Here is a 25,390-nt window from a genome sequence, read left to right as displayed (position 1 = left end):
CCCCGCCGCCGGCCACCCCCCCGGCGCTGCCCCCCCCCCCCCCCCGCCGCGGGGCCGCCCCCCCCCCCCCCCCCCCCCCCCCGGGCCGGGATTCCGGGTCCTCGCACCGGGCGGCGTCACCGCACCGGGGCCCGGTGGTCGGTCGCGCGCAGCCCCAGCAGGTCGTCGGTGTCGCCGAGGTCGTGCAGCCGCCACACCGGCATCCGCACCGCTGAGCGCACCCCCGGTTCGGGGTCCAGCAGCTCGCGGCGGCGCAGCATCCGGTGCAGGTGCTCGGCCGGATCGACCCCGCCCTCCGGACCCCGGTCCAGCAGCACCGACAGCGGCACCCCGCCGTCGGAGATCGACGCGTCCACCCGGTGGCCGTTCAGCACCTGGTCCAGCTGCACCGACATCCCCGGCAGCAGCTCGTGCAGCCGCCGCTGGTGGACGTCCGGTTCGGGCGCGCGGTGCCCGCGGCGCGCGGCCGCGAGCAGGTCCGCGCCGATGCCGTGGCGCCCTTCCCAGAACGTCGCGTCCCCGACCACCACGAGCTGCGAGCGCGCCCGGGTGATCGCCACGTGCCACAGGTCGCAGCGCCGGTCCAGCCAGCGTGCCGCGCCCTCCGCGACGCCGGGCGCCGCGACCGGGGAGAGCACCACCGCGTCGCACTCCCCGCCCTGGAAGTCGTGCACGGTGCCGATGCGCACCCGCGGATCACCGGCGAGCCGCTGCTCCAGCAACCGGCTCTGCGGGCGGAACAGCGCGATCACGCCGATCGTGGCGTGCTCCGGCAACGAGCGGCGCAGCGCCGCCACCACCCGGGCCACCACGGCGGCCTCCTCCGGGTTGTGCCAGCTGCCGCCCCGCTCCGGCGCGCACGCGCGGCCGGGCACGTCCCGCCACTCCAAGGCGGGTCGTTCCATGGCGGGCCTGCCGCGGATGTCGGTGAGCACGACCTGCGCCTCGCCGGGGAACAGGCCGGCGGCGGTGTCGGCGATCCGCGGGTGGCAGCGGTGGTGCTCGTCGAGCCGGATCGCGCCGCCGGTGGCGCGTTCGGCCGCGTGCCAGGCGCTGTGCCGCCGGAAGCTCAGCGCCCGCTCCTCCAGCCAGTCCGCCGGGATCCGCAGGTCCCGGCGGATCCGCGACTCGGCCGCCGGGTCGAGGTGCGTGACGTGCGCGAGCTGCCCGGCATCGCCGAGGACGACGGCGCGGCGCGCGCGGAACAGCAGCGGCAGCAGCGCGGCGATGCCGCAGTGCGCGGCCTCGTCGACGACGACCAGGTCGAACAGGGCGGGCGCCAGCGGCAGCCGCGCCGCCTCCTCGCAGGTCGCGGCCCGGCTGCGCACCGCGGGGTCGCCGTCGTCCTGCTGCCGGACCGAGGCGAGCAGCACCTGTTCGGCCGCGGTGCGGGCCGCGTCCTGCGCGCTGCGCAGCGCGTCGGCGAGCCGCTGGTCGTCGGGGCGCTCCCGCAGCAGCGCCCGCTGCTCGCGCCACGTGTGCTCGGCCGCGGCGAACTCGGCGACGGCCCGGCAGATCGCCCGCGGGTCCCGGTCCGCGCAGTCCCCCGGTTCGATGCCGAGGGCGCGCTGCACGCTCGCACGCCGCCAGCGGGTGAAGATCCAGGCGTCGGCGGCCCCGCCGGCCCGTCGCGCCCACCGGCGCGGGCGCGGGCCGATCCGGTCGGCGAGTTCGACGGCGGTGCGGCCCAGCGACTCGGCGGCGGTGCGCCGCCGCCGGCCGGCCGCGCGCAGCGCAGCGTCGATGCGGCCGATCGCGCCGAGGTCCAGGCGGGCCCGGACCGCGCGTCCTTCGGCCGCGGTGAGTTCGGCGAACGCCGCCGCCAGGTCGGGCGCCGGGCCGGGCCGCCCCGCCTGCTCGGCGCCGGTGCGCACCAGCGCGCCGGGCACCGCCGCGCAACGCCGCCACACCTCGTGCACCGCGGGGTCGTCGGCGGCGGCCGCGTGCACCCGCTGCCCGGTGCTGACGGCGGTCGCGACGAGGTTCGCGACCAACGCGGTCTTGCCGCTGCCGGGCGGACCGGTGACGGTGCTGAGCCGCCTGCTCATCGCCGTGCGCACCGCCTGCCGCTGCGATTCGTCGGCGGGCCACGGCAGCACCGGTCGCGGCGGTTCGTCGACCTCGGTGGTGTCGCCGTCGAGCAGCGCACCCAGTGCGGTGCCCGCGACCCGGCCGGGTTGTTCGGCGATGCCCGCCAGATCGTCGAAGGCACCCGGGCTGATCAGCCGCGGCTGTTCGGCGAACAGCACCGCCACGTTGCGGGCGCCGTCGCCGCGACCGTCGAGGGATTCGTCCAGGGCGTCCGGCTCCGGTCGCGCGCCGCCCGGCAACCGGTAGGTGCCGTGCAGCAGGTCGCGCACGTCGGCGGCCATCCGCGCGCGCCGCCCGCCGCGCCAGCCCGGCGCGAACCAGGCGGCGAGGGCGTCGGTGCCCTCCACGCCGAGCCGCCGCCGCGCCAGCCCGCGGTGCGGCAGCACCGGCCCGACGGGGCGGAGCCTGCGTCCCGCACCGGAACCGACGGGTTCGACGCGGCGCACCAGCAGCGGCGCGAACTCGGCGGCGGCACCGGCGCGGCCGGGCAGCAGCACCGCCGGGTAGCCCGCCCACAGCGGGCGTCCGCGCCGTTCCGCCTCGTCGAGGAACGCGGCCGCGCCGGGTGGCACCGGTGCGCAGCCGTCGTCGTCGAGCTCGCCGGACAGCAGCCGTTCCCGGCCGGGCAGCACGACGTACCGCTCGCCGGCGGCGCGCACCGGGATCAGCCCGGAGTGCGGTTCCTCGGCCAGCAGGCAGCGCCGGTAGTAGCCGAGGACCGCGGCCAGGTCCGGGTCGTCCCGCTCCGAGTCGTCCCGCTCCGGTGCGGGACCCGGTGCCCGCCGCGCGCGGAAGGAGAGCGCGATCGCGTCGTCCACGTCGACCGCGGACCGCACCGGTGGTCGCTCGCCCGCGGCCCGCAGCCGCCGGTCGAGGTGCTCGAACAGCGCGTCGGCGGTGAGCTCCGCCCCACCGCTCCCCGCGGTGCGCCACGCCTCGGCGAGCCGCTCGGCGAACGCGCCGGTCCCGGCGAGCACGTAGGTGCCGCGCGCGGTCAGCGGGCAGCTCCGCACGGACGTTTCTCCTCGCTGCGGCGGCGAATCCACGATCGCGACCGCGTGCGCGGCGCGGCACGCTTCGAGCTGCTCGTCGACGAACCCGGCGTGCACCCCGGTGCCCGCGAGGTCGTCGGGATCGGTGTCGGCGGCGAGGAACACGTGCTCGCCGCCGGGGCCGATCGCCCCGGGTGCGGCGAGGTGCAGCAGGGCGAGCTCGTCCGGCGCGCAGCCGTCGAGGAACTCGGCGATCTCGGCGCGCAGCCGGGCCGCCGACGGGTCCCGCACCACGCGCACCGGCCGGTAGCCGTCCGCCGTGAGCCGCCGGACGCCCGCCGCGTGGTCCCGGCCGACGCCGATCAGCAGCGCCCGGCCGCGGCGTGGCCGGGTCACGCGTCGGCCCGCAGGTCGCGCGGGAGCGCCCGGACCAGTTCGGGGCATTCGTTCGGCCGGCCGGACAGCCACATCGACCGTCCGCCGAGCACCAGCTCCACCTCGTGGGAGGCGTCGCGGGCGCACCACTCGCTGATCGCGCAGAGCAGCGCCGGTGCGGTCACCGCGCCGGAGGATCCCAGCGACGCCCACAGCAGCGGGCCGGGGGCGTCCTGCTCGGTGGCGAGCGAGACCTGGACGCCCAGGGCGTCGCGGAGCTCGTCGCGCAACGATCGCACCAGCCGTCCGCCGCGGTGCGGACCACCGCCGACCGCGACCCTGATCCAGAAGACCGTCGAGCCGTCCGCCATGCCGCCCTCTCCAGCTGAATCCGCTCAGATCGCCGCAGATCTTAGAAGATCACCGACTCGATCCGGTCGAATTTCCCGAGATGGCACCCCGACAGCGCAGAACTGAGATGATCTCAGCACGGTCCGCCGGGTGATCCCGCAGCCGCGCGGGGTCAGGCCGCCGTTCGGGGGCGCGCGGTGCGCAGGTGGAACGCGGCGCTGGACGGGTGCGCGTATTCCGGCAGCAGGTGGTCCAGCCGCTCCCCCGCGTCGAACCCCGCCGCCCGCAGCAGTTCCCCGGTCTTCGCGGCGGTGAGCCCGCTCCAGTTCGGCGTGGCCCGCCCGATCTTCCGGTAGTCCCGGAGCACCTTGGGCAGGTAGCCGTGGTCCGCGCCGGGCCGCAGCGAGGCCAGCACCCGGCGCGCGTCGTGCCGCCAGCCGTGCCACACGCCGTCGGCCAGCAGCAGCGCGCCGCCCGGGGCCAGCACCTGTCGCCACACCCGCAGCGCCCGCACCGGGTCCGGCAGGGTCCACAGCACGTAGCGGGCGCTGACCAGGTCGAAGCCGTCGCCCACCACCTCGCCGACGTCGTGCCCGCCGCACTCGGCGAACCGGACGTCCACGTCGCGGCGCCGCGCCTCCTCCCGGGCGTAGCCGAGCATCGCCGGGGACGGGTCGACCGCGGTGACCTCGTGGCCGAGCTCGGCCAGCAGCGTGCTCAGGAAACCGGTGCCGGTGCCCACGTCCAGCACCCGCAGCGGCGCGGTGCGCTCCGGGAACGCCGCGTGCACGGCCTTGTCGCACACCGCGCGCCACGCCTCGCGCTTGTCCTGCGCGTAGCGCTCGTAGAAGTCGTTGTAGGCCGCGGCCCGCTGGGTCCAGTTGTCGCGGACGGCTTCGATGGCGCGGTCGGTCACGGGTGGGTCCTTTCGCCTGGGTCACCTCACCCTGGGCGTTGTCGCAACCGATGTGCAACAGCCTCGTCCGCACGGGAACGCAAGTCACATCCCGGGCCGTTCGCGGCCACCTTGCCCCGAGTTCTGCCCGATCGGACCTTCCACCGGACCGATCAACCACGGAGAGTAATGATCAGTACCGATCGGAGGGCGTTCATGCGAGTGCCACGCGCACGCGGTGTACCCGGCCAGGACCGACCCCGCCCGATGCCCCACCAGCGGCCGGACCCCGCGCCCGCAGCTCCGGCCCCGGCGATGTCCAGCACCGGCGTGGTGCACCTGCAGCGCACCGCGGGCAACCGGGCGGTGGCCCGTTCGCTGCAACGGGCGCCGGAGCAGGAGTCGTCAACGGCGCCCGGCTTCCTGCGGCAACCCAGCGGCGGGTTCCACGCACTGGTCCCCGACTCGATCGAAGCGCTCTCGGTGAAGGACAAGCTGCTGGACCGCCTCGTGGAAGGGCCGGTGTTCAGCGACTCCGAGATCGCCGACCTCGAGCGGCAGGACCCGAAGTGGCTGCGGGCGATCGGTACCGGGAGCTACGCGGAAGCGGTGGCGTACGCGACGGAGGGCACCTACTACGACTGGCTGCGCCTGGCACCGGGGAAGCGGCTGCTGATCGCCACCGTCGAATGGCGGAAACGCCTCGGCCGCACGGAGAAAAGCCCGGCCTTCACCCTGGGCAGGCACCTGGACCTGCGCGGCGACGCCGTGCCCGCGGCGGATCGCGAGCGGGTCATCGCGGAACGCGACGAGCAGATCAAGGACGCGTTCGTCCGGACTTTGGCGCCCGCGTTCGAGGACGACCCGCTGGTGTCCGCCGACGACGCGAAGCGGAACGTGCGCGCGAACACGATCCTGAGCCGGATCTTCCTGATCCTGCAGAACGGTCTGAAGGTGTACGACGACGCCGCCGCCGACCACGTCGACTACGTCGACGGCGACGTGGCCAGGGCCTTGGCGCACGGGGGCCGGGTCAACATCCGCATCCCGGCGCTGGGCGCGGACGGTCCCCCGCCGACCGCCCTGCTGGATTGGCTCGGCGTCACGGAGAACGGCGTGAACGCGCGGGAGAAGGAGGAGAAGCGGGACTACGCCACCCACCACATGGACATCAGCGGGACCGACGAGTTCGAGGAACGCGGCGGCATGGCCGCGTCGGCCTCCAACGTGCTCTCCCGCCTCAGCGACGAACAGGTCCGCATGTGGGGCCTGCCCCTCGCCGCCGACGGGATGGGCGGGCACGACTTCAACGGTGACGTGATCCTCCCGGACAACTCGCACGGGCACCTGCTGCTGATCTTCACCCCGCCGCAGCAGGACCAGGACGGGGCGTTGCAGGTCGGCATCGAGACGATCGGCCCCGGCGGCAAGAGCCCCGTCGGCTACCGGCACAACGCCCTGTCCACGGAGGCCACCGCGAACCCGGAATCCAGCTTCTACGGCCACAAGAAGGACAAGATCGGCGGTGGCCGGCTCAAGGACAACCAGCGCTACGTGCCGCTGGCGGAGCTGCCGCTGGGCTGGGTCCGATTCCTGGACGAGGTGAAGGAAGACTGGCAGGACCGCCTGTTCAAGGCGGGAGACGACCTCCACTCCCGCCGAGCGCTCTACGGCGAGCTGGTGGGCAGGCGCACGGGCCGGTTCACACCCAGCACGCTGGGCGAGCGCTCCTTCCTGCTCACCTAGCCGGCTCCGCCGACCTGATCTCGGCCAGCTGCGCGGTGATCGCGGCCATGATGCGATCGGTGGCCTCCCGCAGGACGGCCGCGGTGAGCGGCAGGCCGATCAGGTCGTCCAGCGGCACCGGTGGTCCGGCGGCCAGCTCGACCGCGGTGCGCCGGAACAACCGTGGCGGGCGGCGGCGCGGCAGCAGGCGGTGCGTGCCCCAGTTCGCCAGCGGCACCACCGGAACCCCGGTGCTCAGCGCGACGCGGGCGATGCCGGTGCGCCCGCGCGCGGGCCAGTGCGCGGGATCGTCGGAGAAGGTGCCCTCCGGGAAGAACACCACGCATTCGCCGTCCGCGGCGGCCCGCACCGCGTCCCGGTAGGCGTCCTGGGCGCGGGCCGTGCCGCGGTGCACCGGGATGTGCCCTCCGGAGCGCATCACGTTTCCCACCAGCGGAATCCGCCACAGGTCGGCGCGTGCCAGGTAGCGCGGGACGCGTCCGGCGGCGAGGCAGAACGCGGTGGCGGTGATCGGATCGGCGAACGACAGGTGGTTCGTGGCCACCAGCACCCCGCCCGCGGGCAGGCCCCCGCGCAGCCGCAGCCGGGAGCTCGACGCCAGCACCGGCCACACCAGGTCGATGGCCAGCCCGAACCAGGGGCCCCGGCCGCGGCGGGGGAAGCGCCGCCCGAGCCGGACGGCGTCGCGCAGGCGTTCCGAGATCAGTCGCACGAGGTCCATTCGTAGCCGACGCCGTACCGGACTGGTCGGTCGGCCCGGCGCGCGGAGGCACCGGCGCACGGGTGCTCTGGTGGACGGCCGTCCCGGGCACCCGGCGGCCAGGGCACCCGGCGGCCAGGGCATCCAGCGTCCCGGGCACGCGGTGGCCAGGCATCCGGGGGCACCGGCGCACGAAGGCCCCGCCCGGCCCGGTCGGCCGGACGGGGCGTCCGCACCCCGCGCCGGGTCACATCTGCTGCGCGCCCGCCTTGATGGCCTTGCGGATGCGGGTGTAGGTGCCGCAGCGGCAGATGTTGCGGATCTCGTCCAAGTCGGCCTCGGTGATGTCGCGACCTTCCTCGGTGACCTGCCGGACCTTCGCGACCGCCGCCATGATCTGCCCGGGCTGGCAGTAGCCGCACTGGGCGACGTCCTCGTCCAGCCACGCTTCCTGCATCGGGTGCAGCTCGCGGCCGACGGTGCCGGGCAGGCCTTCGATCGTGGTGACCTCGTCGTCGGGCTCGATGTCGCCGACCCGCACCGAGCACGGGTTGAACGCCTTGCCGTTGATGTGCGAGGTGCACGCCTTGCACACGTTGATGCCGCAGCCGTACTTCGGCCCGTAGAAGCCGAGCACCTCGCGCAGCACCCACAGCAGCCGCACGTCGTCTTCGATGTCCACCGTCACCGTCTCGCCGTTGAGCCGGAAAGTGTGCTGTCCCATGCCGAAAGCTCCTCCCTCATCGCGCCGCGCGCGGTCGACCCGAGCGACCGCCCGCACAAGTCCAGTCCTTCGAAAACCCCGCCGCGCACCTGAACCCCGCACGGCCCACGTCCTTCTTCTCGTCAGCGGCGAAGCCGCTAGCAGCGACCCAGCACTCAACCGGATCACCCGCGGGTTCTCAGCGTTCTCCTCGCGAGGACAGCTTTTTCGCATGTGGCGGAGCCACCTGTGAAAAAGATCCCGCAGCGAGGAGGACGCTGAGGTTCCGCCACCCGCCCCGCAAAAGCAGGACGACCGGCGGACAAGACTCAGTAAACGAAGTCCAGGCCGTTGGTGGGTGATTGCGGCACGGGAGGCACCACCGGCTTCGGATCGAAGCTCAACGTCCCGTGGTTGATGGGGAAGCTCGTCGGCATCGTGCCGGTCGCCGCCCCGTAGGCGCAGGCCGTCGCGGCCATCGAGGCGGGCACCCCGAACTCCCCGGCACCGCCCGGTTTTCCGGTGGTGGGCGGCATGATGATGACCCGCACGTCGGGCGGGGCGTTCCACTGCCGAGTGTAGAAGTAGTCGTCCCAGCTGCCTTCGAGGAACGTGCCGTCCTTGAGGTGCAGGCTGGAGGTGAGCGCCTGCGCGATGCCGTCGGAGATGCCGCCCTGCATCTGCGCTTCCAGCCCGCGCGGGTTGAGCGCGAGCCCGGTGTCGACGGCGAGCACCACCTTCGTCACGCGCGGCCCGGTGACGGCGTTGCGGATCTGCCGGTTCACCGTCTCGGGCCGGCAGTCGATCTCCACGAGGACCGCGACGGCGCCCTTGTACTCCTTGTGCACGGCGATGCCCTGCGCGCAGCCGTCGGGCATCGACCGGCCCCACTCCCCTTCCTCGGCGACCTCGTCGAGGACCGCGATCAGGCGTTCGTCGTCGAGGAAGGAGCGGCGGAACTCGTAGCGGTCCTTGCCCATCTTCGCGGCCAGCTGGTCGACGATGAGTTCCTGGGCGGTGCGCACGTCCGGGTTGAACAGGTTCCGGTTGGAGCCGGTGGGGAACGTGTCGTACTGCATGATCTCGTTGAGCAGCTGGGTGGTGACCCCGAACTTGTAGGGCACGCCGACGGTCAGCTCGAACACCGGCACCGAGAACGCGGCGAAGTTGCCCAGCCCCAGCGGGGGCAGCCGGGCGGCGACGGACGTGATCGCCTCCGCGAAGCCCATCGTGTAGTCGGTGGCGATGCTGGTGTGCCGCTGCTCGAAGGTGAGCACCTTGTCGTCGACGTAGCTGGCGCGGATGCGGGAGGTGCACATCGGGTGGGTGCGGCCCTGGCGGCATTCGTCGGTGCGGTGCCACATGAGCTTGACGGGCTTGCCGAGCTCCTTGGAGATCTCCACGGCCTCCAGCACGACGTCGTTGAACATGCGCCGGCCGAACGCGCCGCCGCCCTGCTGGACGTGCACGCTGACCGCTTCCTGCGGCAAGCCCAGCTTCGCGGCGACCTCCTGCTTGCACAGGATCGGCGATTGCAGGCAGGACCAGATCTCGGCGCTGCCGGGGCGCACGTCGGCTACGGCGGTGTTCGGTTCGAGCGCGGCGTTGTTGCGGAAGTGGAAGGTGAACTCTCCCTCCACTGTGGACCCGGTGTCCGGGACGACGAGCGGAATCTCGGAGGCCTTGATCTTCTCCAGCACGGTGTCGTCGGATTCGCCGTCGACGGTGCCGGGTTCCCAATTCACCTCCAACGCGCGGACCGCGTCGATGCACTGGCCGAAGGTGCGGGCGCGCACCGCGACACCGGTGGAGATCGGGACGACGTCGGTGACGCCGGGCATCCCGCGCACGTCGTCGAGGTTCACCACCGACTCCGGGCCGCCCTTGATCGTCGGCGGGCGGCACACCATCGTCGGCAGCGCGTCGGGGATGTCGAGGTCCATGCTGAACTTCTTGCGGCCGGTGACGGCGTCGAGGGCGTCGACCCGGTTGTGCGGTTTGCCGAGGACGCGGAACTCGCTCTCCGGCTTGAGCACCGCCTCGACCTGCTCGGTGACGTCGCTGGCGGCCTTCTGCGCGAGGTCGCCGTAGGGCAGCTGGGTGCCCGCGACCGAGCTGATGATGCCGAGCTTGCTGGTGAGCAGTCCGACGGGTTCGCCGAGCTCGTTCGCGGCGGCCTGCAACAACCGACCGCGGGCGATGGCCGCGGCCACCCGGACCGGCGTGTAGATGGAGATCGCCGTGTTGGAACCGGCGGTGAACTGGTTGAACAGCAGCTCGGGGCGGGCGTCGGCCAGCGACACCCGGACCTTCTCCACCGGCAGGTCCAGCTCCTCCGCGATGATCATCGCGACCATGGTGGTGATGCCCTGCCCGCTCTCGGTGCGCGGCATCTCGAAGGACGCGGTGCCGTCCTCGTGCACCTGCACCGAGATGAGGTTCGAGGTGGGCAGCGCCGACTCGGTGAGCAGGTCGTTGAGATCCAGGATGTCGGAGGGTTCCGGCAGCGCCGCGTGCGCGGTCGCCGGATCCGCGAACTGCCCCAGCTGCGCGGCGGCGGCCACGGTGGGCGCGGCCAGCAGCAGACCGAGGAACCGGCGGCGGTCGAGGCCGGTGGCCCCGGGGTCCGGGCTCTCCAGGCTGCTCGGCCGAGGTCCACGGCCTGGTCGGGAGGTGCGGCGCTGGTCCATCGCGCTCCTTCCGCCGCCTCCCCGTGCGGCGGGGACGGCGATCGATCGACGTTGATCGGTGGTGGGATCGGAGACCCATCCTGATCAGCACCGGCCCGCGGATCGAGGGCGTTCCGCCCACCGATCCGCACCGGATCTTGTGCGGATTGCCATCACGCGCGCCGCCGGATGGCCCATCGGGTGCTCGCACGACTGGTGGACTTGCCGTGATCCGGAAATTACCCTTCCCCGAACGGCGCTCGCGGGAGCCGCAAAGGAGCGGAGCTCATGACCGACGAATCCACCACGGAACAGCCAGGTCAGGACACCGGCGACGGGGAGCAGCGGATGCTCGCCGGGCTGGCGCGGGCCTCGCTGGCGAGGGTTCCGGAGCTCGCCGACGCGCTGGTGGACCAGACGTGGGGTTCGGTGTACACCCCGGACGGACCGGTCGCCAAGGACGACCTGTGGCGCTCCTGCCGGGACAACATCCACGGCATGCTCACGACGCTGAGCGGCACCGGCCCGTCCCGGCCGGACCTGCTGGGACCGGCCCGCAGCACCGGCGTGCGCCGGGCGCAGCAGCACTGCCCGCTGGACTGGGTGCTGCACGCGTGGCGGCTCAGCGGCCAGGTGCTGTGGGCCGACATGGCCGAGCACACCGGGGCGCACGGCCCGCAGCACCTGCGGGAGCTGGTCGGTTCGGCCGGGGAGCTGTGGGGCGTCACCGAACGGTTCTCCATCGAGATGGCGCTGAGCTACCACGCCGCGGAGCAGGAATTGCTCGGTGGCGCGGAACTGCGCAACACGATGATCATGGACGCGCTGCTGGACGGGCGGGCCACCGAGGTGCGCGGGGAAGCCGAGCACCTGCTCGGGCTGGGACGCGGCAAGCGGTTCGTGGTGGCCGTCGCCGAAACCTCCGGGGAGCGCCCCGCGTCACCGCGCGAACTCGCCGACGGGTTGCGGCGGCGCGGCCTGGACTCCACGTGGCGGCTGCGCACCGGTTGCCAGGTCGGGATCATCGGCGTCGGCGAGGGCCAGCCCGCCGAGGTCGCGGGCGCGCTGCGCGAACGCGCGGTGGCGCGCATCGGGGTGTCCCAGTCGCTGTCGGCGCTGATGGAGGTCGGCGCCGGGTACCGGATGGCGATGCTGGCGATGACGACGCTGCCCGCGCACCGGCCCGGCGCGGTGTCGCTGGACGAGTGCCTGCCGGACGCCTTGGCGCTGAGCTCGCCGGAACTGGCGGACCGGATGGTGCTGGTGACGTTCGGGCCGGTGCTCGCGCTGCCCACCGCGGAGCGGGAGGAGCTGCTGCACACGGTGTCGGTGTGGATCCGCTCGCTCGGCTCCACGCTACGCGCGGCGAAATCGCTGTACTGCCACCGGAACACCGTGCTCAACCGGCTGCGGCGGATGGAGTCGCTGACCCACCTGGATCTCAGCGATGTGACGGTGTGGCCGCAGATCCTGCTCGCCCTGTCCATCCTCCGCCGCGGAGGCCGCCTCCCAGCCGAACCCGACACCCCCTGACCGGACCACGACCGCAGAACCCACCCACCGAGCCACATCGTCCGCCTGTCAGCGGCGGAGCCGCTCGCCTTCGCTTCCGCCTGTCAGCGGCGGAGCCGCTGAGCTGACGACCACGCACGCAACCGGACCACCCGCGGGTTCTCAGCGCTTTCCTCGCGAGGACAGCTTTTTCCCTCGTGGCGGAGCCACTCGGGAAAAAGATCCCGCAGCGAGGAAAGCGCTGAGGTTCCGCCACCCGACCCCCGAGCAACAGGAGCGGGACGAACGATCACACATCGCCGGTCGCGAAATACGCTCGGCAGCGACCTTCGTCGTCGTAGTCGGTGGCGATCTCCAGGACCTGCTCCTCCCCGACCGGCAGCAGCGAGGAGCTGTAGTTCGGGCACGGGTCGTCGCGCGCCGCCGGGACCTCCACAGGTGCGGGGATCGGGACGGGCGTGCTCGAACCCGGCTGCTCGGTGACGAACAGCGTCGCCCCGTTGCCCTCGGCGACGGTCCCGTCGGCGTGCTTGAGCTCCTGGCCGACGGTGACGACCTTCCCGTCCGGCGTCACGGTGATCTTCGGTGCGTGCGCGAAGAACCGCCCGTCCTCGGTCGCGAGCAGCGTGCCGTGCGCGGCCGGATCGCCCCAGTCCGAGCCGTCGTCGGAGAGCCGGAAGTAGGCGGCGCAGCTGTACGGGTCGCCCCCACCGCAGATCTCGTAGGACAGGTAGTACCGACCGTCCGGCAATGGCCGCACCACCGCCATCCCGGGTCGCAGGTCGCCTTCCGGGACCTGCACCACCGGCTCCGGCGCGCCCCAGTTCACGCCGTCGGTGGAGGTGGTGCGGTGCAGCACCTGGCTGTGGCCGGGCTGGTTCTCGTCGGCGTAGTAGCAGCCGAGGGTTCCGGCGGCGTCCACGGCCAGCTCCGGTTCCCACATGCCACCGGTGCCGGTGGCGGTCGCGCAGGTCGACAGGTACGTCCAGGTGCGGCCGCGGTCCTGGCTCTGGAACACCGGCAGCCGCATCCGCCGGTCGGTCTCCTGGTCGGCGCCCGCGCTGCCCGTCCACAGCAGCGTCCCCGCGGGCAGATCTCCCACCGGGTTCGGCAGTTCCAGCAGGGAGCCGCAGCACAGGCCGTCGCTGAAGCCGTCATCGGTGATGCGGCCGACCTCGGTGAAGGTGGCGCCGTCGTCGGTGCTCTCGTAGAGGGGGACGGAACCGCCGCCGGGACCGAAGCTCACCGTCGCCGTCAGCACCGCCCCGGAGTCCTCACCCGCGTGCCGCAGCCGGACCGTGGTCGGGTAGTAGGCCACGTCGTCGGACAGCGGGGTCCCGGTCGCGGCCGGTGCCACCGCCGATCCGGTCCCGTCCGCCGGCCCGGCCTCCACCGCTGATCCGGCCCCCGTCGCTGATCCGGCCCCCGTCGCTGATCCGGGCAGCGCCATCGCCGCCAGCACCCCGCACAGCAGCAGCATCCCCGGTCTCGCACGCCGCATCGGTTCCCCTTCCGCCCAGCCCACGAGCGCACCCGCTCGATGATCAGGGGGAAGTCTGCCCGTTCCGGGCGGTTCGCGGTAGCCGCCGACAGTGGCAGCCCGCGGGCTCATCGCCCCGCCCACTCCGGGCCGTCGGGGAAGCGGAAGCGGCGCAGCGACTCGGGCAGGATCCGCGCGCTGTAGCCCGGTGCGTCCGGTGGCAGGTAGCGCGCGCCGCGCAGCCGCACCGGGTCGGCGAAGTGCTCGTGCAGGTGGTCCACGTACTCCACCACCCGCCCGTCCATCGACCCGCTCACCGCCACGTAGTCGAAGATCGACAAGTGCTGCACCAGTTCGCACAACCCCACTCCCCCGGCGTGCGGGCACACCGGCACCCCGCGCGCGGCGGCGAGCAGCAGCACCGCGACGGCCTCGTTGACCCCGGCGAGCCGGCACGCGTCGAGCTGGCAGACGCCGATCGCCTCCGCCTGCAGGAACTGCTTGAACATGACGGCGTTGTGCGCGTGCTCGCCGGTCGCGACCCGGGTGGGGGCGATGGCGCGCTGGATCGCGGCGTGCCCGAGCACGTCGTCGGGGCTGGTGGGTTCCTCGAACCAGTGGACGTCGTGCTCGGCGAGGCCGCGGTGCCAGCGGATCGCGTCCGCCACCCCGAGCGCCTGGTTCGCGTCGATCATGAGGCGGCGGTGCGGGCCGAGCTCCTCGCGGGCGATTCGGCAGCGCCGCCGGTCGTCGTCCAGGTCCGCGCCGACCTTCAGCTTCACCGAGTCCCAGCCGGCGGCGACCGCGTCCCGGCACAGCCGCCGCAACTTCGCGTCGTCGTAGCCGAGCCAGCCCGCGCTGGTGGTGTAGGCCGGGTAGCCGCTCTCGCGGACGCGCCGCTCCCGCTCGGCCCGGCCGGGTTCGGCGCGCCGCAGCAGGTCCAGGGCCGCCGCCGGGCTCAGCTCGTCGCGCAGGTAGCGCCAGTCCACCAGGTCCACGATGCGGTCCGGCGCCATGTCGGCCAGCAGCTTCCACACCGGCTGGTCCGCGAGCTTCGCCGCCAGGTCCCACACCGCGTTCACCACGGCGGCCGTCGCCAGGTGCAGCACCCCCTTGTCCGGGCCGAGCCACCGCAGCTGGCTGTCGGCGGCCAGGTGCCGGGCGAAGCCGCCGAGGTCCGCGGTGATCTCCTCGACGGGCATCCCGCGGACCCGGCGGGCGACGACCTCCACGGCGGCCACGACGAGCTCGTTGCCGCGGCCGATGGTGAAGGTGAACCCGTGGCCCGCGGGGACCCGCGGGTGGTCGGTGCGCAGTACCAGGTAGGCCGCCGAGTAGTCCGGCGCCGGGTTCGTCGCGTCGGAACCGTCGAGCTCCCGCGAGGTGGGGAACCGCAGGTCCACGGTCTCGAAGTCCAGGATGCGGGCGGTCATCGGCGGCTCCTCGCTGCGGCGGCTCCAGCTCGAACCCACCAGACGATCCGGCCGCGCGCAAGGAGGAATCCCGTTGCCCCGCCCGGGATTCCTCCATCCGGACCTGCGCTCAGCCCGCGCGGCGGCCGACGCGTTCGACCGCGGCGACCAACGCGGCGCCCTGTCCGGTCAGCGCGTCGCGGAGCCGGGCGACCTGTTCCGGCCGCGCGCGCTGCGGCGTACCCGCGTCGAACGGCGGCGCCGGGTCGTACTCCAGGACGAGCTGCGCGAACTCGGCGGTCTCCGCGTCGAGCAGGCGGGCCACCAGGGTGAGCCCGAAGTCGATGCCCGCGGTGACGCCGCCGCCGGTGATCCGGTTGCCGTCCTCGCACACCCGCTCGGCGGACACCTCGACGCCGAGCCCGGCCAGCAGCTCCCGCGTCGCCCAGTGCGTCGCTGCCCGGTGCCCGTCGAGGAGCCCGGCCGCGGCCAGCACCATCGACCCGGTGCACACCGAGGTCACGTACCCGGCGGTGCGCCCGCGGTCGGCGAGGAATTCCAGCACGGCCGCGTCGGACAGCAGGGCGCTGACGTCCCCGCCGGGTACGAACAGCACGTCCACCTCGGCCGGGCAGTCCGCGAAGGTGGCCGTCGGCTCGATCCGCGCCCCGCTGTCGCAGCGCACCGGGTCCGGCGTCGCCCCGACCAGCGACACCTGCATGCCCGCCGCGGTGAACACCGCCTGCGGGCCGACCAGGTCGAGCAGCGTCATCCCGTCGAACACCAGCATCGCGGCGGTGCGGGCGGGTGCGCCCGGGTTCTCGGTCATCAGTCCTCCGTCGTTCGATCCGATGACCTCACGCTAGGAGCGATCGACTCCCCGGAACCGGGGTGGAACGGCCAGGTTCCGCCGGATTCCGGCCGCTCACCGCCTGCGCGGCGCGGCCCGGTCCAGGTCGAACAGGTCGTAGAGGCGCTGTTGCACCTCGGTGCGATCGGTGATCACCCGGCGGGTGCGCGGCCTGCCCCCGGTCGACGGGTAGCGCAGCACCGTCTCCTGGATGCCCGCGAGCTGCTCGAACATCTCCCGCACCGACAGGTCCAGCCCGGCCTGGTTGGCCTCCTGCCGCATCAGGTGCAGCACCGACACGGCCAGCACCGAGATCATCCGGTCCACCGCGATCCGCTCCGCGTCCGCCCGCCCGCGCGCCTGCGGGCCGCGGAGCCTGCCGAACGTGGAGTCCAGGTGGTAGCGGGCGCGGTAGGCGGTGATCACCTCGGCGGCGGACCACGAGTCCCGGTCGGTGACCAGCAGCTGCTTGCCGAAGAACTCCGCGGCCACCCGCCTGCGCGCCGCCGCGTCGATGTGCCAGTGCAACCGCAGCTCCCCCGGCGCCGACCCCTGCAACGAGGTCACCAGCACCCGGTCCAGCCAGCGCACCCGGGTGATCCGGGAGATCTCCGCGAGCACGTGGTCCCGGGACCGCCGGTTGTCCCCCGCGGCGAGCGCCTCGGCGAGCCCGTCGAGCCGCCGCGCCGCTTGGCCGAGCGCCTCGGTGAACCCGCGGGCCTGCGCGGCGTGCAGCGTCTCCGAGTGGGTGAGCAGCACCCGCCTGCTCACCCCGTCCACCACGGCCCGGGTGTCCAGCGCCGTCAGCCCCGGCAGCCGCCGCGGGTCCACCGGGCGCCGCGCCGTCGGCGGATGCGCCAGCAGCTCCGGGTGGTCGCCGGGCAGCAGGCCGCCGACGAAGCCCAACCCCGCGTCCGGGTGCGCGTGCGGATGGGTGCCCGCGTCGTGCACCACGGTGATCTCGCCGGTGCCCGCCCGTTCCCGGTGCCGTTCGGCGAGGCGCTGCGCCAGATCCCCGTACGGCGCGCGGTCGGCCCTGCCGCACAGGTGGTCCTGCGTGAGCAGCGGGATCGTGCCGTCCCGGCTCACCAGCACGCCCATCCCGGCCGGTTCGCCGCGGTCCGGTGCGGCCGGGGAGCTCAGGTGCGGAACGTCCACCACCAGCGCGGGCAGCACGTCCGGGGCGCCCAGCTGCGCGCGCACCGCGGCGGCCATCCCGAACTCCACCTCGCGGCGCTGCTCCGGGCCGACCTTGCGCAGCGCGCGCCGCATCCGGCCCGGTTCCCACAGCTGCGCGGGCGGCTCGGGGCGGATCAGCCGGGACACCTCCGGCCACCACCGCGCCGGTTCCCGGTCCGCGGTGGCCCGGTGCAGCACGGCCAGCGCCACCACGGTTCCCGCCGAGACCGCCGTGCGCTGCCTGCCTACGGCCGCGTCCACGATCCCGGCCAGGTCCAGCCGCCGGATCGCGCCCCACACGGCGGCGACCTCGCCGAACGCGAGGTGGCGGGTGTGCTCGGGTTCGGCGGCGACCCGGTCCACCGCGGCCGCCACGTCCTCGGCGGTGCCGAGGTAGCGCTGGGCCACGATGCGCGGCTCGCCGTCCACCCGCGCGGACTCCACCGCGTAGTAGTAGGTGCGGCCCCCGATCCGCTTGCCGACGATCGAAGCCATGCTTTAGGTAATACACGCGGCCACGGCCTCCGACAACCGGATGTGAGCCGCTGATCAGGCACGACACCCCCGGTGACGGCGCGGTGACGGGTGGCCGCGTTCGTGTACTGGCGAGGGCCGCCGGGGGCCGCTTAGCGTTCCCGCATGGCTTCCGACGACGTTCCCACCACCGCGGCCGCCCCGAACGCCTCCGCGATGCGCCGCGCCCTCGCCCGCGCGCGGGACGGCAAGGCGCTCGACCGCGACGAGGTCACCGTGCTGCTGCAGGCGCGGGACGCGGACCTGGACCGGCTGGCCGAGTACGCGGCCCGCACCCGCGACGCCGGGCTGCGCGACGTGGGGCGCGAGGGCGTCATCACCTACAGCCGCAAGGTGTTCATCCCGCTGACCCGGTTGTGCCGGGACCGCTGCGGGTACTGCACGTTCGTCACCGTCCCCGGCCGCGTCGAATCGCCCTACCTGTCCCCGGACGAGGTCCTCGACATCGCCCGCAAGGGCGCGGCGATGGGCTGCAAGGAAGCGCTGTTCACCCTCGGCGACCGTCCGGAGGACCGGTGGACGGCGGCGCGCGACTGGCTCGACGCGCACGGCTACGACGACACGCTGTCCTACGTGCGGGCGATGGCGATCCGGGTGCTGGAGGAGACCGGCCTGCTGCCGCACCTGAACCCGGGCGTGATGAGCTGGCAGGAGCTGCAGCGGCTCAAGCCGGTGGCGCCGTCGATGGGCATGATGCTGGAGACCACCGCCGCCCGGCTGTTCACCGAGAAGGGCGGCCCGCACTTCGGCTCCCCCGACAAGGACCCCGAGGTGCGGCTGCGGGTCCTGGAGGACGCCGGGCGCACCACGGTCCCGTTCACCACCGGCATCCTCATCGGCATCGGCGAGGACCACGGCGAGCGCGCCGACGCGATCTTCGCGATCCGCAAGGCGGCCCGCGCCTACGGCGGCATCCAGGAGGTGATCGTGCAGAACTTCCGCGCCAAGCCGGACACGAAGATGCGCGCCACCCCCGACGCCGACCTGCAGGAACTGGCCGCCACCATCGCGGTCACCAGGATCGTGCTCGGCCCGAAGATGCGGGTGCAGGCGCCGCCGAACCTGATCGGCGACGAGTACGCGCTGATGATCCGGGCCGGCATCGACGACTGGGGCGGGGTGTCGCCGCTGACCCCGGACCACGTGAACCCGGAGCGCGAGTGGCCGCAGATCGACGAGCTGGCGCGGCTCACCGAGCAGGCCGGGTTCCGGCTGCGCGAGCGCCTCACCATCTACCCCGAGTACGTGCGGGCGGGCGAGCCGTGGCTGGACCCGCGGCTGAACGCGCACGTCGCGGCGCTCGCCGACCCGGACACCGGCCTCGCCAGGGAAGGCGTGCAGCCGACCGGCATCACCTGGCAGGAACCGGACGGCGGCTGGCAGAACCTCGCGGGCAGCGGGCGCACCGACCTGCACGTGGAGGTGGACACCGTCGGGCGCACCGGCGACCGGCGCAGCGACTTCGACTCGGTCTACGGCGACTGGGGCGAGCTGGCCGAGCGGGTGCCGACCGCGCCGCGCCGGATGGACTCCGACGTGCGGGCCGCGCTGCGGCGCGCCGAGCAGGACCCGGCGAACCTGCCGACCGAGGACGCGCTGGCGCTGCTGCACGCCGACGGCGCCGACCTGGACGCGGTGACCGCGCTGGCCGACGGGCTGCGCCGGGACGCAGTCGGCGACGACGTGACGTTCGTGGTCACCAGGAACATCAACTTCACCAACGTCTGCTACACCGGCTGCCGGTTCTGCGCGTTCGCGCAGCGGCGCACCGACGCGGACGCCTACACGCTGTCGCTGTCCCAGGTCGGCGACCGGGTGGACCAGGCGTGGGCGGCGGGCGCGACGGAGATCTGCATGCAGGGCGGCATCCACCCGGACCTGCCCGGCACCGCCTACTTCGACCTGGCCGCCGAGGTCAAGCGCAGGCAGCCCGGCATCCACCTGCACTCCTACAGCCCGATGGAGGTCGTCAACGGCGCCTCCCGCACGAACCTGTCCATCCGGGACTGGCTGACCCGCGCGCACGAGTCCGGTGTGGACTCGTTGCCGGGCACCGCCGCGGAGATCCTCGACGACGACGTGCGCTGGGTGCTCACCAAGGGCAAGCTGCCCACCTCCAGCTGGATCGAGGTGGTCGGCACCGCGCACGAGCTGGGCATCCCCACCACCTCCACGATGATGTACGGGCACGTGGACACCCCGGAGCACTGGGTCGGGCACATCAAGCTGATCGGTGAGCTGCAGCGGAAAACCCTGGAGAAGACCGGGAAGCGCGGGTTCACCGAGTTCGTGCTGCTGCCGTTCATCCACCAGAACTCGCCGATCTACCTGGCGGGGCTGGCGCGCGCGGGCACCACGCCGCGGGAGAACCGGGCGGTGCACGCGGTGGCGCGCATCCTGCTGCACGGGCTGATCGACAACATCCAGTGCTCGTGGGTGAAGCTCGGCGATGACGGCTGCCGGGACGTGCTCGCGGGCGGGGTGAACGACCTGGGCGGCACGCTGATGGAGGAGACGATCAGCAGGATGGCCGGTGCCGACAACGGTTCCTACAAGACGATCAGCGACCTGGCGGAGCTGGTGGCGCCGACCGGGCGCCCGCTGCGGCAGCGCACCAGCCTGTACGGCAGGCCGGACGAGGAGCGCGTCGCGGCGGCCACGGCCAGCGACGGGGTGACCCCGGCGGTGCGCCGGTCGCTGCCGGTCGTGAGCTGAGCCGGTTTCGAGCGGGGCCGGTCGCGCACGCGCGGTCCCCCCCGCCGCGCTTCCCGGGGAGTTCCGGAGCGCGGAACCGCCGGAGAACGCGGGGTCTCCCGACGGCACAGGGCTTCCGGCGGCACGGGGCTTCCGACGGCGCAGGGCTTCCGGAGAGCCCGTGAAACGCGAACTCGGACCGGATGGTGGACCGCGAACGGTCTCGCCCGGTCTCGACGATTCACCATTGTCGAGCGCGCGGACGCGCCGTTCGTCAATTCCGCTGTCGATTTCTCGCCAAGCGAGTCGCACGACCACCCGACGGCAGCCGCGCACCGCGGCGCCGAACCGGGCCGCGCCCCACGCGCATCCCGCTCCGCACCGCCATGACCTGCGGGTGAGCACTGCGACCACGGGTCCACCCGAGCCGGTGGGTGGACCGCGGCCGATCGCATCACCGCCCTGCGCCGGCATCGCCCGCGAGACCGGGAGAGCCCTTCGGAACCGATTCCGACGACGAGCAGGGGTGAGTTAACAACACGGCAATCGCGGGGTCAAGTTCTCATCCGACGATCCGGGCGGAACTCCTTTTCCCATTCACATCTCCGGGAATTCCCGGGGCGATCTCCGGTCTTGACTTTCGGACGCGGGACCGCAGAATCATGGGAGCGTTCTCACGGGAGCGGCCACCCCACGGGCCACCCGCGAGCGACGACGAGCCGGACTAGTCCCGCGCGGACCGCCGCCCACGTGGCGACCGCGGAACCCGTCGGACACGCCCTCGTCGGAAAGGCTCGCCGTGCCGCTCCCCCTCCGCGCAGGCCTCGCCGCGCCGACGTCCCCCGATCCCCCGCCGCCCACCGGGCCGCGGGCGCAGCACGCCGCCCCAGGAAGGAGCCCACGACACCGGACATCTCCCGCTCCCCAAGGATTCAACCGCGAGGGGTCGCAGACCCCCGCCCCGTCAGACAGGCAGCAGCATGAAGATCTTCGGTAGAACCGAGACCCGCCCGCGGCAGGCGGTGCTGGCGCTGGCGACCGCGTCGGCCGTGGCCGCAGGGCTCGTCACCGTCACCGCCGCGGGGGCAGAGCCGCAGGCTCCGGCGCCGCAACCGGCGCAGGCGGTGCGCGACACCGACCCGAAGAACCCGGACTTCGGTCCCAACACCTACATCGCCACCCCGTCCACTCCCGCGGGCGAGTTGCAGGGCAAGCTCGACGAGATCGCCGAGCGCCAGCACACCAACCAGTTCGGTCCCGAGCGCGACGCCGTGCTGTTCCAGCCCGGCGACTACTCGGCCGACGTGAACCTCGGCTTCAACACGCAGGTCGCCGGCCTGGGCATGTCGCCCGACGACGTGAACCTGAACGGCCACGTGCGGGTCGAGGCGGACTGGCTGGGCGAGGGCAACGCCACGCAGAACTTCTGGCGCACCGCGGAGAACCTCTCGGTCACGCCGCCCGACGGCGAGATCGAGCGCTGGGCCGTGTCCCAGGCCGCTCCGTACCGCCGGATGCACATGCGCGGTCAGATGCAGCTGTGGAACGGGTACGACGGCTGGGCCAGCGGCGGCTACATCGCCGACTCCAAGATCGACGGCCTGGTCGAGTCCGGTTCGCAGCAGCAGTTCCTCACCCGCAACAGCGAACTGGCCGGCGGCTGGGACGGTTCGGTGTGGAACATGATGTTCACCGGCACCGTCGGCGCTCCCGAGCAGCACTTCCCGGACCCGTCGCACACCAACGTGCCGGAAACCCCGAAGCTGCGGGAGAAGCCGTTCCTGAACATCGGCGAGGACGGCGGCTACAACGTGTTCGTGCCCGCGCTGCGGGAGAACACCCAAGGGGTCAGCTGGGCGAACGGCGCACCGGAAGGTGAGCAGATCTCGCTGGCGGACTTCTACGTCGCCAAGGAGGGCGACAACGCCGCGACGATCAACGCGGCGCTGGCCGAGGGCAAGCACCTGCTGTTCACCCCCGGCGTCTACCACCTCGACGACACCATCAAGGTCGACAACCCGGACACCGTGGTGCTCGGCATCGGCATGGCCTCGCTCGTCCCCGACACCGGCAAGCCCGCGGTGTCGGTGGCCGATGTGGACGGTGTGAAGCTGGCCGGGCTGTTCATCGACGCCGGTGAGCAGAACTCGCCGTCGCTGATGACCCTCGGCGAGGAGGGCGCGGACCAGAGCCACGCGGAGAACCCGACGCAGCTCTCGGACGTGTTCTTCCGGATCGGCGGCCCCGGCGTGGGCAAGGCGACCAACACGCTGACCGTCAACAGCAACGACGTGCTGCTCGACCACTCGTGGATGTGGCGCGCCGACCACGGCGACGGTGTCGGCTGGGACGTCAACACCGCCGAGACCGGCCTGATCGTGAACGGCGACAACGTCACCGCGCACGGCCTGTTCGTGGAGCACTACCAGAAGAACAACGTGGTGTGGAACGGCAACGGCGGCCGCACCTACTTCTTCCAGAACGAGTTCCCCTACGACCCGCCGGACCAGGCGGCGTGGGGCGGCGACGGCGGCTGGGCGGCGTACAAGGTCGCCGACGACGTCACCGACCACGAGGCGTGGGGCCTGGGCAGCTACTGCTTCTTCGACACGAACCCCGAGGTCACGGCCGCGCGTTCGTTCGAGGTTCCGGTGAACCCGGGCGTCAAGATGCACGACCTCGTGTCCGTCTCGCTGGGCGGCACGGGAACGATCGACAAGGTCATCAACGATCAGGGCGACACCGCCAACGGTGACAACCAGATCAGCTACGTCCCGGAGTACGGCGGCTGACCTCCCGCTCCTCCGACCGGTGCCCGGGTGCGCGATCCGCACCCGGGCCCCGGCGCGTTCCGGGGACGTGCGACACCGCCGCGCGAACCGGCCGCCGTCGCCGTCTCACCCGGCGCACGGGACGTAGGCGAGGCCGTGCGCGCCGGCGTCCCCGGCCTTCGCGACGCGGATCCGGGTAAGCACTCGCAGCGAATCCAGGTCGACGACGTCCACCGCGGAGTCGACGACGCAGGACGCGTAACCGAGGGCGCCGTCCGGCGAAGAGGTGATGGTGAGCGGGCTCCGGCCGATCTCCAGCTCCCCCAGCCGCTCGTGGCCGTCCGCCGCGAACACCACCAGCCGCCCGGGATCCTGCCCGGTCACGCCGGCGGCCGCGGCCGGCCGCGGCCGGAGCTCCCCGACCAGCAACTTCCCACCCGCGGTGAGGTGCACCGGCATCACCCGGTTCTCGGTCGGCAGCACCTCGGCGACGGTTCGGGTCTCCGCGTCGATGACCCGGACGCCGTTGGCGTTCGCGGAGCCGTCCTCGGTGAACGAGACGTACGGTCCCCCGACGTACACGCGGGCGCCGTCCGCCGACACCGCCAGCCCTTCGCTGCCCGGGACCTCGACTCGGCCCACGAGCTCGCCCGCGACGAGATCGACGACGGAGACGAACGGCGCCTCCTTGTTGGTGGCGTACCCCGTCGTGCCGTCCGGGCCGATCGCGAACCAGTGCGGGCCGGGCGCTCCGGTGTCGATCCGGCCGAGGGGCTTGCGCGAGCCGGTGTCGACGACGACCACGCCGCCGGACCGGCCCGGCGCGCCCTCGACGCTCACGTACAGCCGGCCGCGGTCGGCGTCGAGGGCCAGGCCGTGCGGAGCGTGCTCGGGGGCGAGGTCGACCACGTCGATGATCTGCTTGCCGTCCGGGTCGATCGCGGTGATTTCGCTGCGCCGGCCCGCGTTCGCGTGGTAATAGCCCGATCGGTAGGTGTGCGTGCACCACAGCACGCGGTGGGTCGGGTCGAACAGCAGTTCGTGCGGTTCGGGCGGCACTTCGACGACGCCGACGCCCCGGTCGGACTCGGCGTCGAAGAACGACACGGTGGAACCGCTCTGGCTCACCACGGCCAGCACGTCGCCGGATCTCCCTGTCTTGGCGGGACTTCGCATGATCGGTTCCCTCTCAGGACGTTTCCGAGGACGGCGCGGTCAGCGATCCGCGCCGTGCGAACACCCTCAAGCCTGGCCGGGCCGATCGATGCCGGCAATGCAAAGATCAGCATGGAATCATTGCCCTCAGCGAAAAGATGGTGGAGGCGCGCGTGGACCTGAACCTGTTGCTGGTGCTCGATGCCCTGCTCGCGGACAACAGCGTGACCAGGGCGGCCGAACGGCTCGGCACCTCACCGGCCGCGGTCAGCCGGAAGCTCGCGAGCCTCCGGCGGATCGTGGGAGATCCGCTGCTCGTCCGCGCCGGGCAGGCGCTGCAACCCACGGCACGAGCCCTCGAACTCCGCGGCGAGGTGCGGGCGCTCATCGAGCGGTCCGAGTCGGTGCTCACCGCCACCGACGTCCCGGATCCGGCGACGCTGCACCGGGTGTTCACCGTGCAGGCAGGCGACTTCCTGCTCGCCGGGCTCGCCGCGCCGTTGATCTCCACGCTCCGGTCGCAGGCCCCGCACGTGAGCGTCGTCTTCCTGCCGGAGTCGTTCGAGGGCACTCCCGCGCTCCGGCAGGGCGTGGTGGACCTGGAACTGGGCGTGCTCGGCCACCTCGACCCGGAGACGTGCTCCGACCGGCTGATCACCACGGCACTCGTGGGCGTGGCCCGGCAGGGCCATCCGCTGTTCGACGGTCCCATCGACGCCCGCCGGTTCGCCGAAGCCGACCACATCAGCACGTCCCGCACCGGCAAGCGCCACGGACCCATCGACACGGCGCTGGCCGAGCAGGGGCTGCGCCGCCGGGTCCCGATCACCGTGCCCGGTCACACCAGCGCGATGCTCCTGGCCAGGACGACCGACCTCGTCTGCCTCGCCCTGCCCGGAGCTCCCGCGGCCGACTGGCTCAACGCGCTCGGGCTGCGCACCTTCCCCGTGCCGCTGGACATCCCGCCGATCGAGATCGGCATGGCCTGGCACCCGCGCAACGACGCCGATCGCGCGCACCGGTGGTTCCGCGAGCACGTCCGCGGCATGCTCGCTCGGCAGCGCCCGGCCGACCTCGTGCCCGCCACGCCGCGCGGCACGGGAACGACCGATGAGGTCATCGGCGATCAGGGCGACACCGCCAACGGTGACGACCGGATCAGCTACGTCCCGGAGTACGGCGGCTGACCTCCCGCTCCTCCGACCGGTGGCCCGGGGGGGGCGCCCCCCCCCCGGCCCCCCCGGGGCCCCCCCGGGGGGGGGGGGGCGGGGGGCGCCCGGG

16 protein-coding genes are annotated in these 25,390 nt (G+C 73.2%); 5 read left to right on the top strand and 11 right to left on the bottom strand.

The features are described 5' to 3' along the window. Nucleotides 1-116 precede the first annotated feature (116 nt). From LCD31_RS14220 to LCD31_RS14210, 3 genes are all read right to left on the bottom strand, one after another. Nucleotides 117-3,479, bottom strand: coding sequence for an AAA domain-containing protein (locus LCD31_RS14220; protein ID WP_224958642.1), 3,363 nt, complete (start codon nucleotides 3,477-3,479; stop codon nucleotides 117-119). Beyond that, nucleotides 3,476-3,829 carry a hypothetical protein gene (locus LCD31_RS14215; RefSeq protein ID WP_224958641.1) on the bottom strand — a complete coding sequence of 118 codons (354 nt, stop codon included), beginning with the start codon at nucleotides 3,827-3,829 and terminating at the stop codon, nucleotides 3,476-3,478. Before LCD31_RS14215 ends, LCD31_RS14220 begins: the two co-directional genes overlap by 4 nt. A 152-nt stretch (nucleotides 3,830-3,981) precedes the next feature. Beyond that, the gene (locus LCD31_RS14210) at nucleotides 3,982-4,725 is read right to left on the bottom strand and encodes a class I SAM-dependent methyltransferase (protein WP_224958640.1); all 744 of its coding nucleotides are present in this window, start codon (nucleotides 4,723-4,725) and stop codon (nucleotides 3,982-3,984) included. A 294-nt stretch (nucleotides 4,726-5,019) separates the two neighbouring features. Between LCD31_RS14210 and LCD31_RS14205 the strand changes: the two genes are divergently transcribed. Next, complete coding sequence (locus LCD31_RS14205) at nucleotides 5,020-6,450, top strand: hypothetical protein (RefSeq protein WP_224958639.1); 1,431 nt, start codon at nucleotides 5,020-5,022, stop codon at nucleotides 6,448-6,450. Here LCD31_RS14205 and LCD31_RS14200 read toward each other — a convergent pair. The 3 genes from LCD31_RS14200 to LCD31_RS14190 form a co-directional block, all read right to left on the bottom strand. Beyond that, on the bottom strand, nucleotides 6,443-7,171 hold the full coding sequence (locus LCD31_RS14200; protein ID WP_374108080.1) for a lysophospholipid acyltransferase family protein: 729 nt from the start codon (nucleotides 7,169-7,171) through the stop codon (nucleotides 6,443-6,445). The genes LCD31_RS14205 and LCD31_RS14200 overlap by 8 nt on opposite strands. 226 nt (nucleotides 7,172-7,397) lie before the next feature. Beyond that, nucleotides 7,398-7,874: a (2Fe-2S)-binding protein gene (locus tag LCD31_RS14195; RefSeq protein ID WP_224958637.1), complete on the bottom strand. Its 477-nt coding sequence runs from the start codon at nucleotides 7,872-7,874 to the stop codon at nucleotides 7,398-7,400. Nucleotides 7,875-8,182: 308 nt separating this feature from the next. Further along, entirely contained in the window at nucleotides 8,183-10,543 is a 2,361-nt protein-coding gene (locus LCD31_RS14190) for a molybdopterin cofactor-binding domain-containing protein (RefSeq protein WP_224958636.1), read from the bottom strand. Between the two features lie 267 nt (nucleotides 10,544-10,810). Between LCD31_RS14190 and LCD31_RS14185 the strand changes: the two genes are divergently transcribed. Next, complete coding sequence (locus LCD31_RS14185; RefSeq protein WP_224958635.1) at nucleotides 10,811-12,055, top strand: CdaR family transcriptional regulator; 1,245 nt, start codon at nucleotides 10,811-10,813, stop codon at nucleotides 12,053-12,055. A gap of 268 nt (nucleotides 12,056-12,323) precedes the next feature. Here the strand turns inward: LCD31_RS14185 and LCD31_RS14180 are convergent, their stop codons facing one another. The 4 genes from LCD31_RS14180 to LCD31_RS14165 form a co-directional block, all read right to left on the bottom strand. After that, complete coding sequence (locus tag LCD31_RS14180) at nucleotides 12,324-13,535, bottom strand: sialidase family protein (RefSeq protein ID WP_224958633.1); 1,212 nt, start codon at nucleotides 13,533-13,535, stop codon at nucleotides 12,324-12,326. Between the two features lie 107 nt (nucleotides 13,536-13,642). Then, on the bottom strand, nucleotides 13,643-14,947 hold the full coding sequence (locus LCD31_RS14175; protein WP_224958632.1) for an enolase C-terminal domain-like protein: 1,305 nt from the start codon (nucleotides 14,945-14,947) through the stop codon (nucleotides 13,643-13,645). Nucleotides 14,948-15,056: 109 nt separating this feature from the next. Next, a complete protein-coding gene (locus LCD31_RS14170) occupies nucleotides 15,057-15,755 on the bottom strand; it encodes a DJ-1/PfpI family protein (protein ID WP_224958631.1) in 699 nt (232 codons plus the stop codon). Between the two features lie 96 nt (nucleotides 15,756-15,851). Continuing rightward, entirely contained in the window at nucleotides 15,852-17,450 is a 1,599-nt protein-coding gene (locus LCD31_RS14165) for a transposase (RefSeq protein WP_224958630.1), read from the bottom strand. A 144-nt stretch (nucleotides 17,451-17,594) separates the two neighbouring features. On the opposite strand from LCD31_RS14165, the gene LCD31_RS14160 reads away from it, so the two are divergent. Beyond that, a complete protein-coding gene (locus LCD31_RS14160) occupies nucleotides 17,595-20,204 on the top strand; it encodes a bifunctional FO biosynthesis protein CofGH (protein WP_224958629.1) in 2,610 nt (869 codons plus the stop codon). Between the two features lie 959 nt (nucleotides 20,205-21,163). Then, on the top strand, nucleotides 21,164-22,975 hold the full coding sequence (locus LCD31_RS14155; RefSeq protein ID WP_224958628.1) for a sialidase: 1,812 nt from the start codon (nucleotides 21,164-21,166) through the stop codon (nucleotides 22,973-22,975). Nucleotides 22,976-23,080: 105 nt separating this feature from the next. Here LCD31_RS14155 and LCD31_RS14150 read toward each other — a convergent pair whose 3' ends face one another. After that, complete coding sequence (locus LCD31_RS14150) at nucleotides 23,081-24,130, bottom strand: YncE family protein (RefSeq protein WP_224958627.1); 1,050 nt, start codon at nucleotides 24,128-24,130, stop codon at nucleotides 23,081-23,083. Between the two features lie 152 nt (nucleotides 24,131-24,282). On the opposite strand from LCD31_RS14150, the gene LCD31_RS14145 reads away from it, so the two are divergent. Beyond that, on the top strand, nucleotides 24,283-25,296 hold the full coding sequence (locus LCD31_RS14145) for a LysR family transcriptional regulator (protein ID WP_224958625.1): 1,014 nt from the start codon (nucleotides 24,283-24,285) through the stop codon (nucleotides 25,294-25,296). Nucleotides 25,297-25,390: the final 94 nt, after the last annotated feature.

Origin of the sequence: Saccharopolyspora sp. 6M, from assembly GCF_020176775.1 — a bacterium.
Lineage (GTDB): Bacteria > Actinomycetota > Actinomycetes > Mycobacteriales > Pseudonocardiaceae > Saccharopolyspora_C > Saccharopolyspora_C gregorii.
This window is presented reverse-complemented; position numbering and strand designations above follow the sequence as displayed.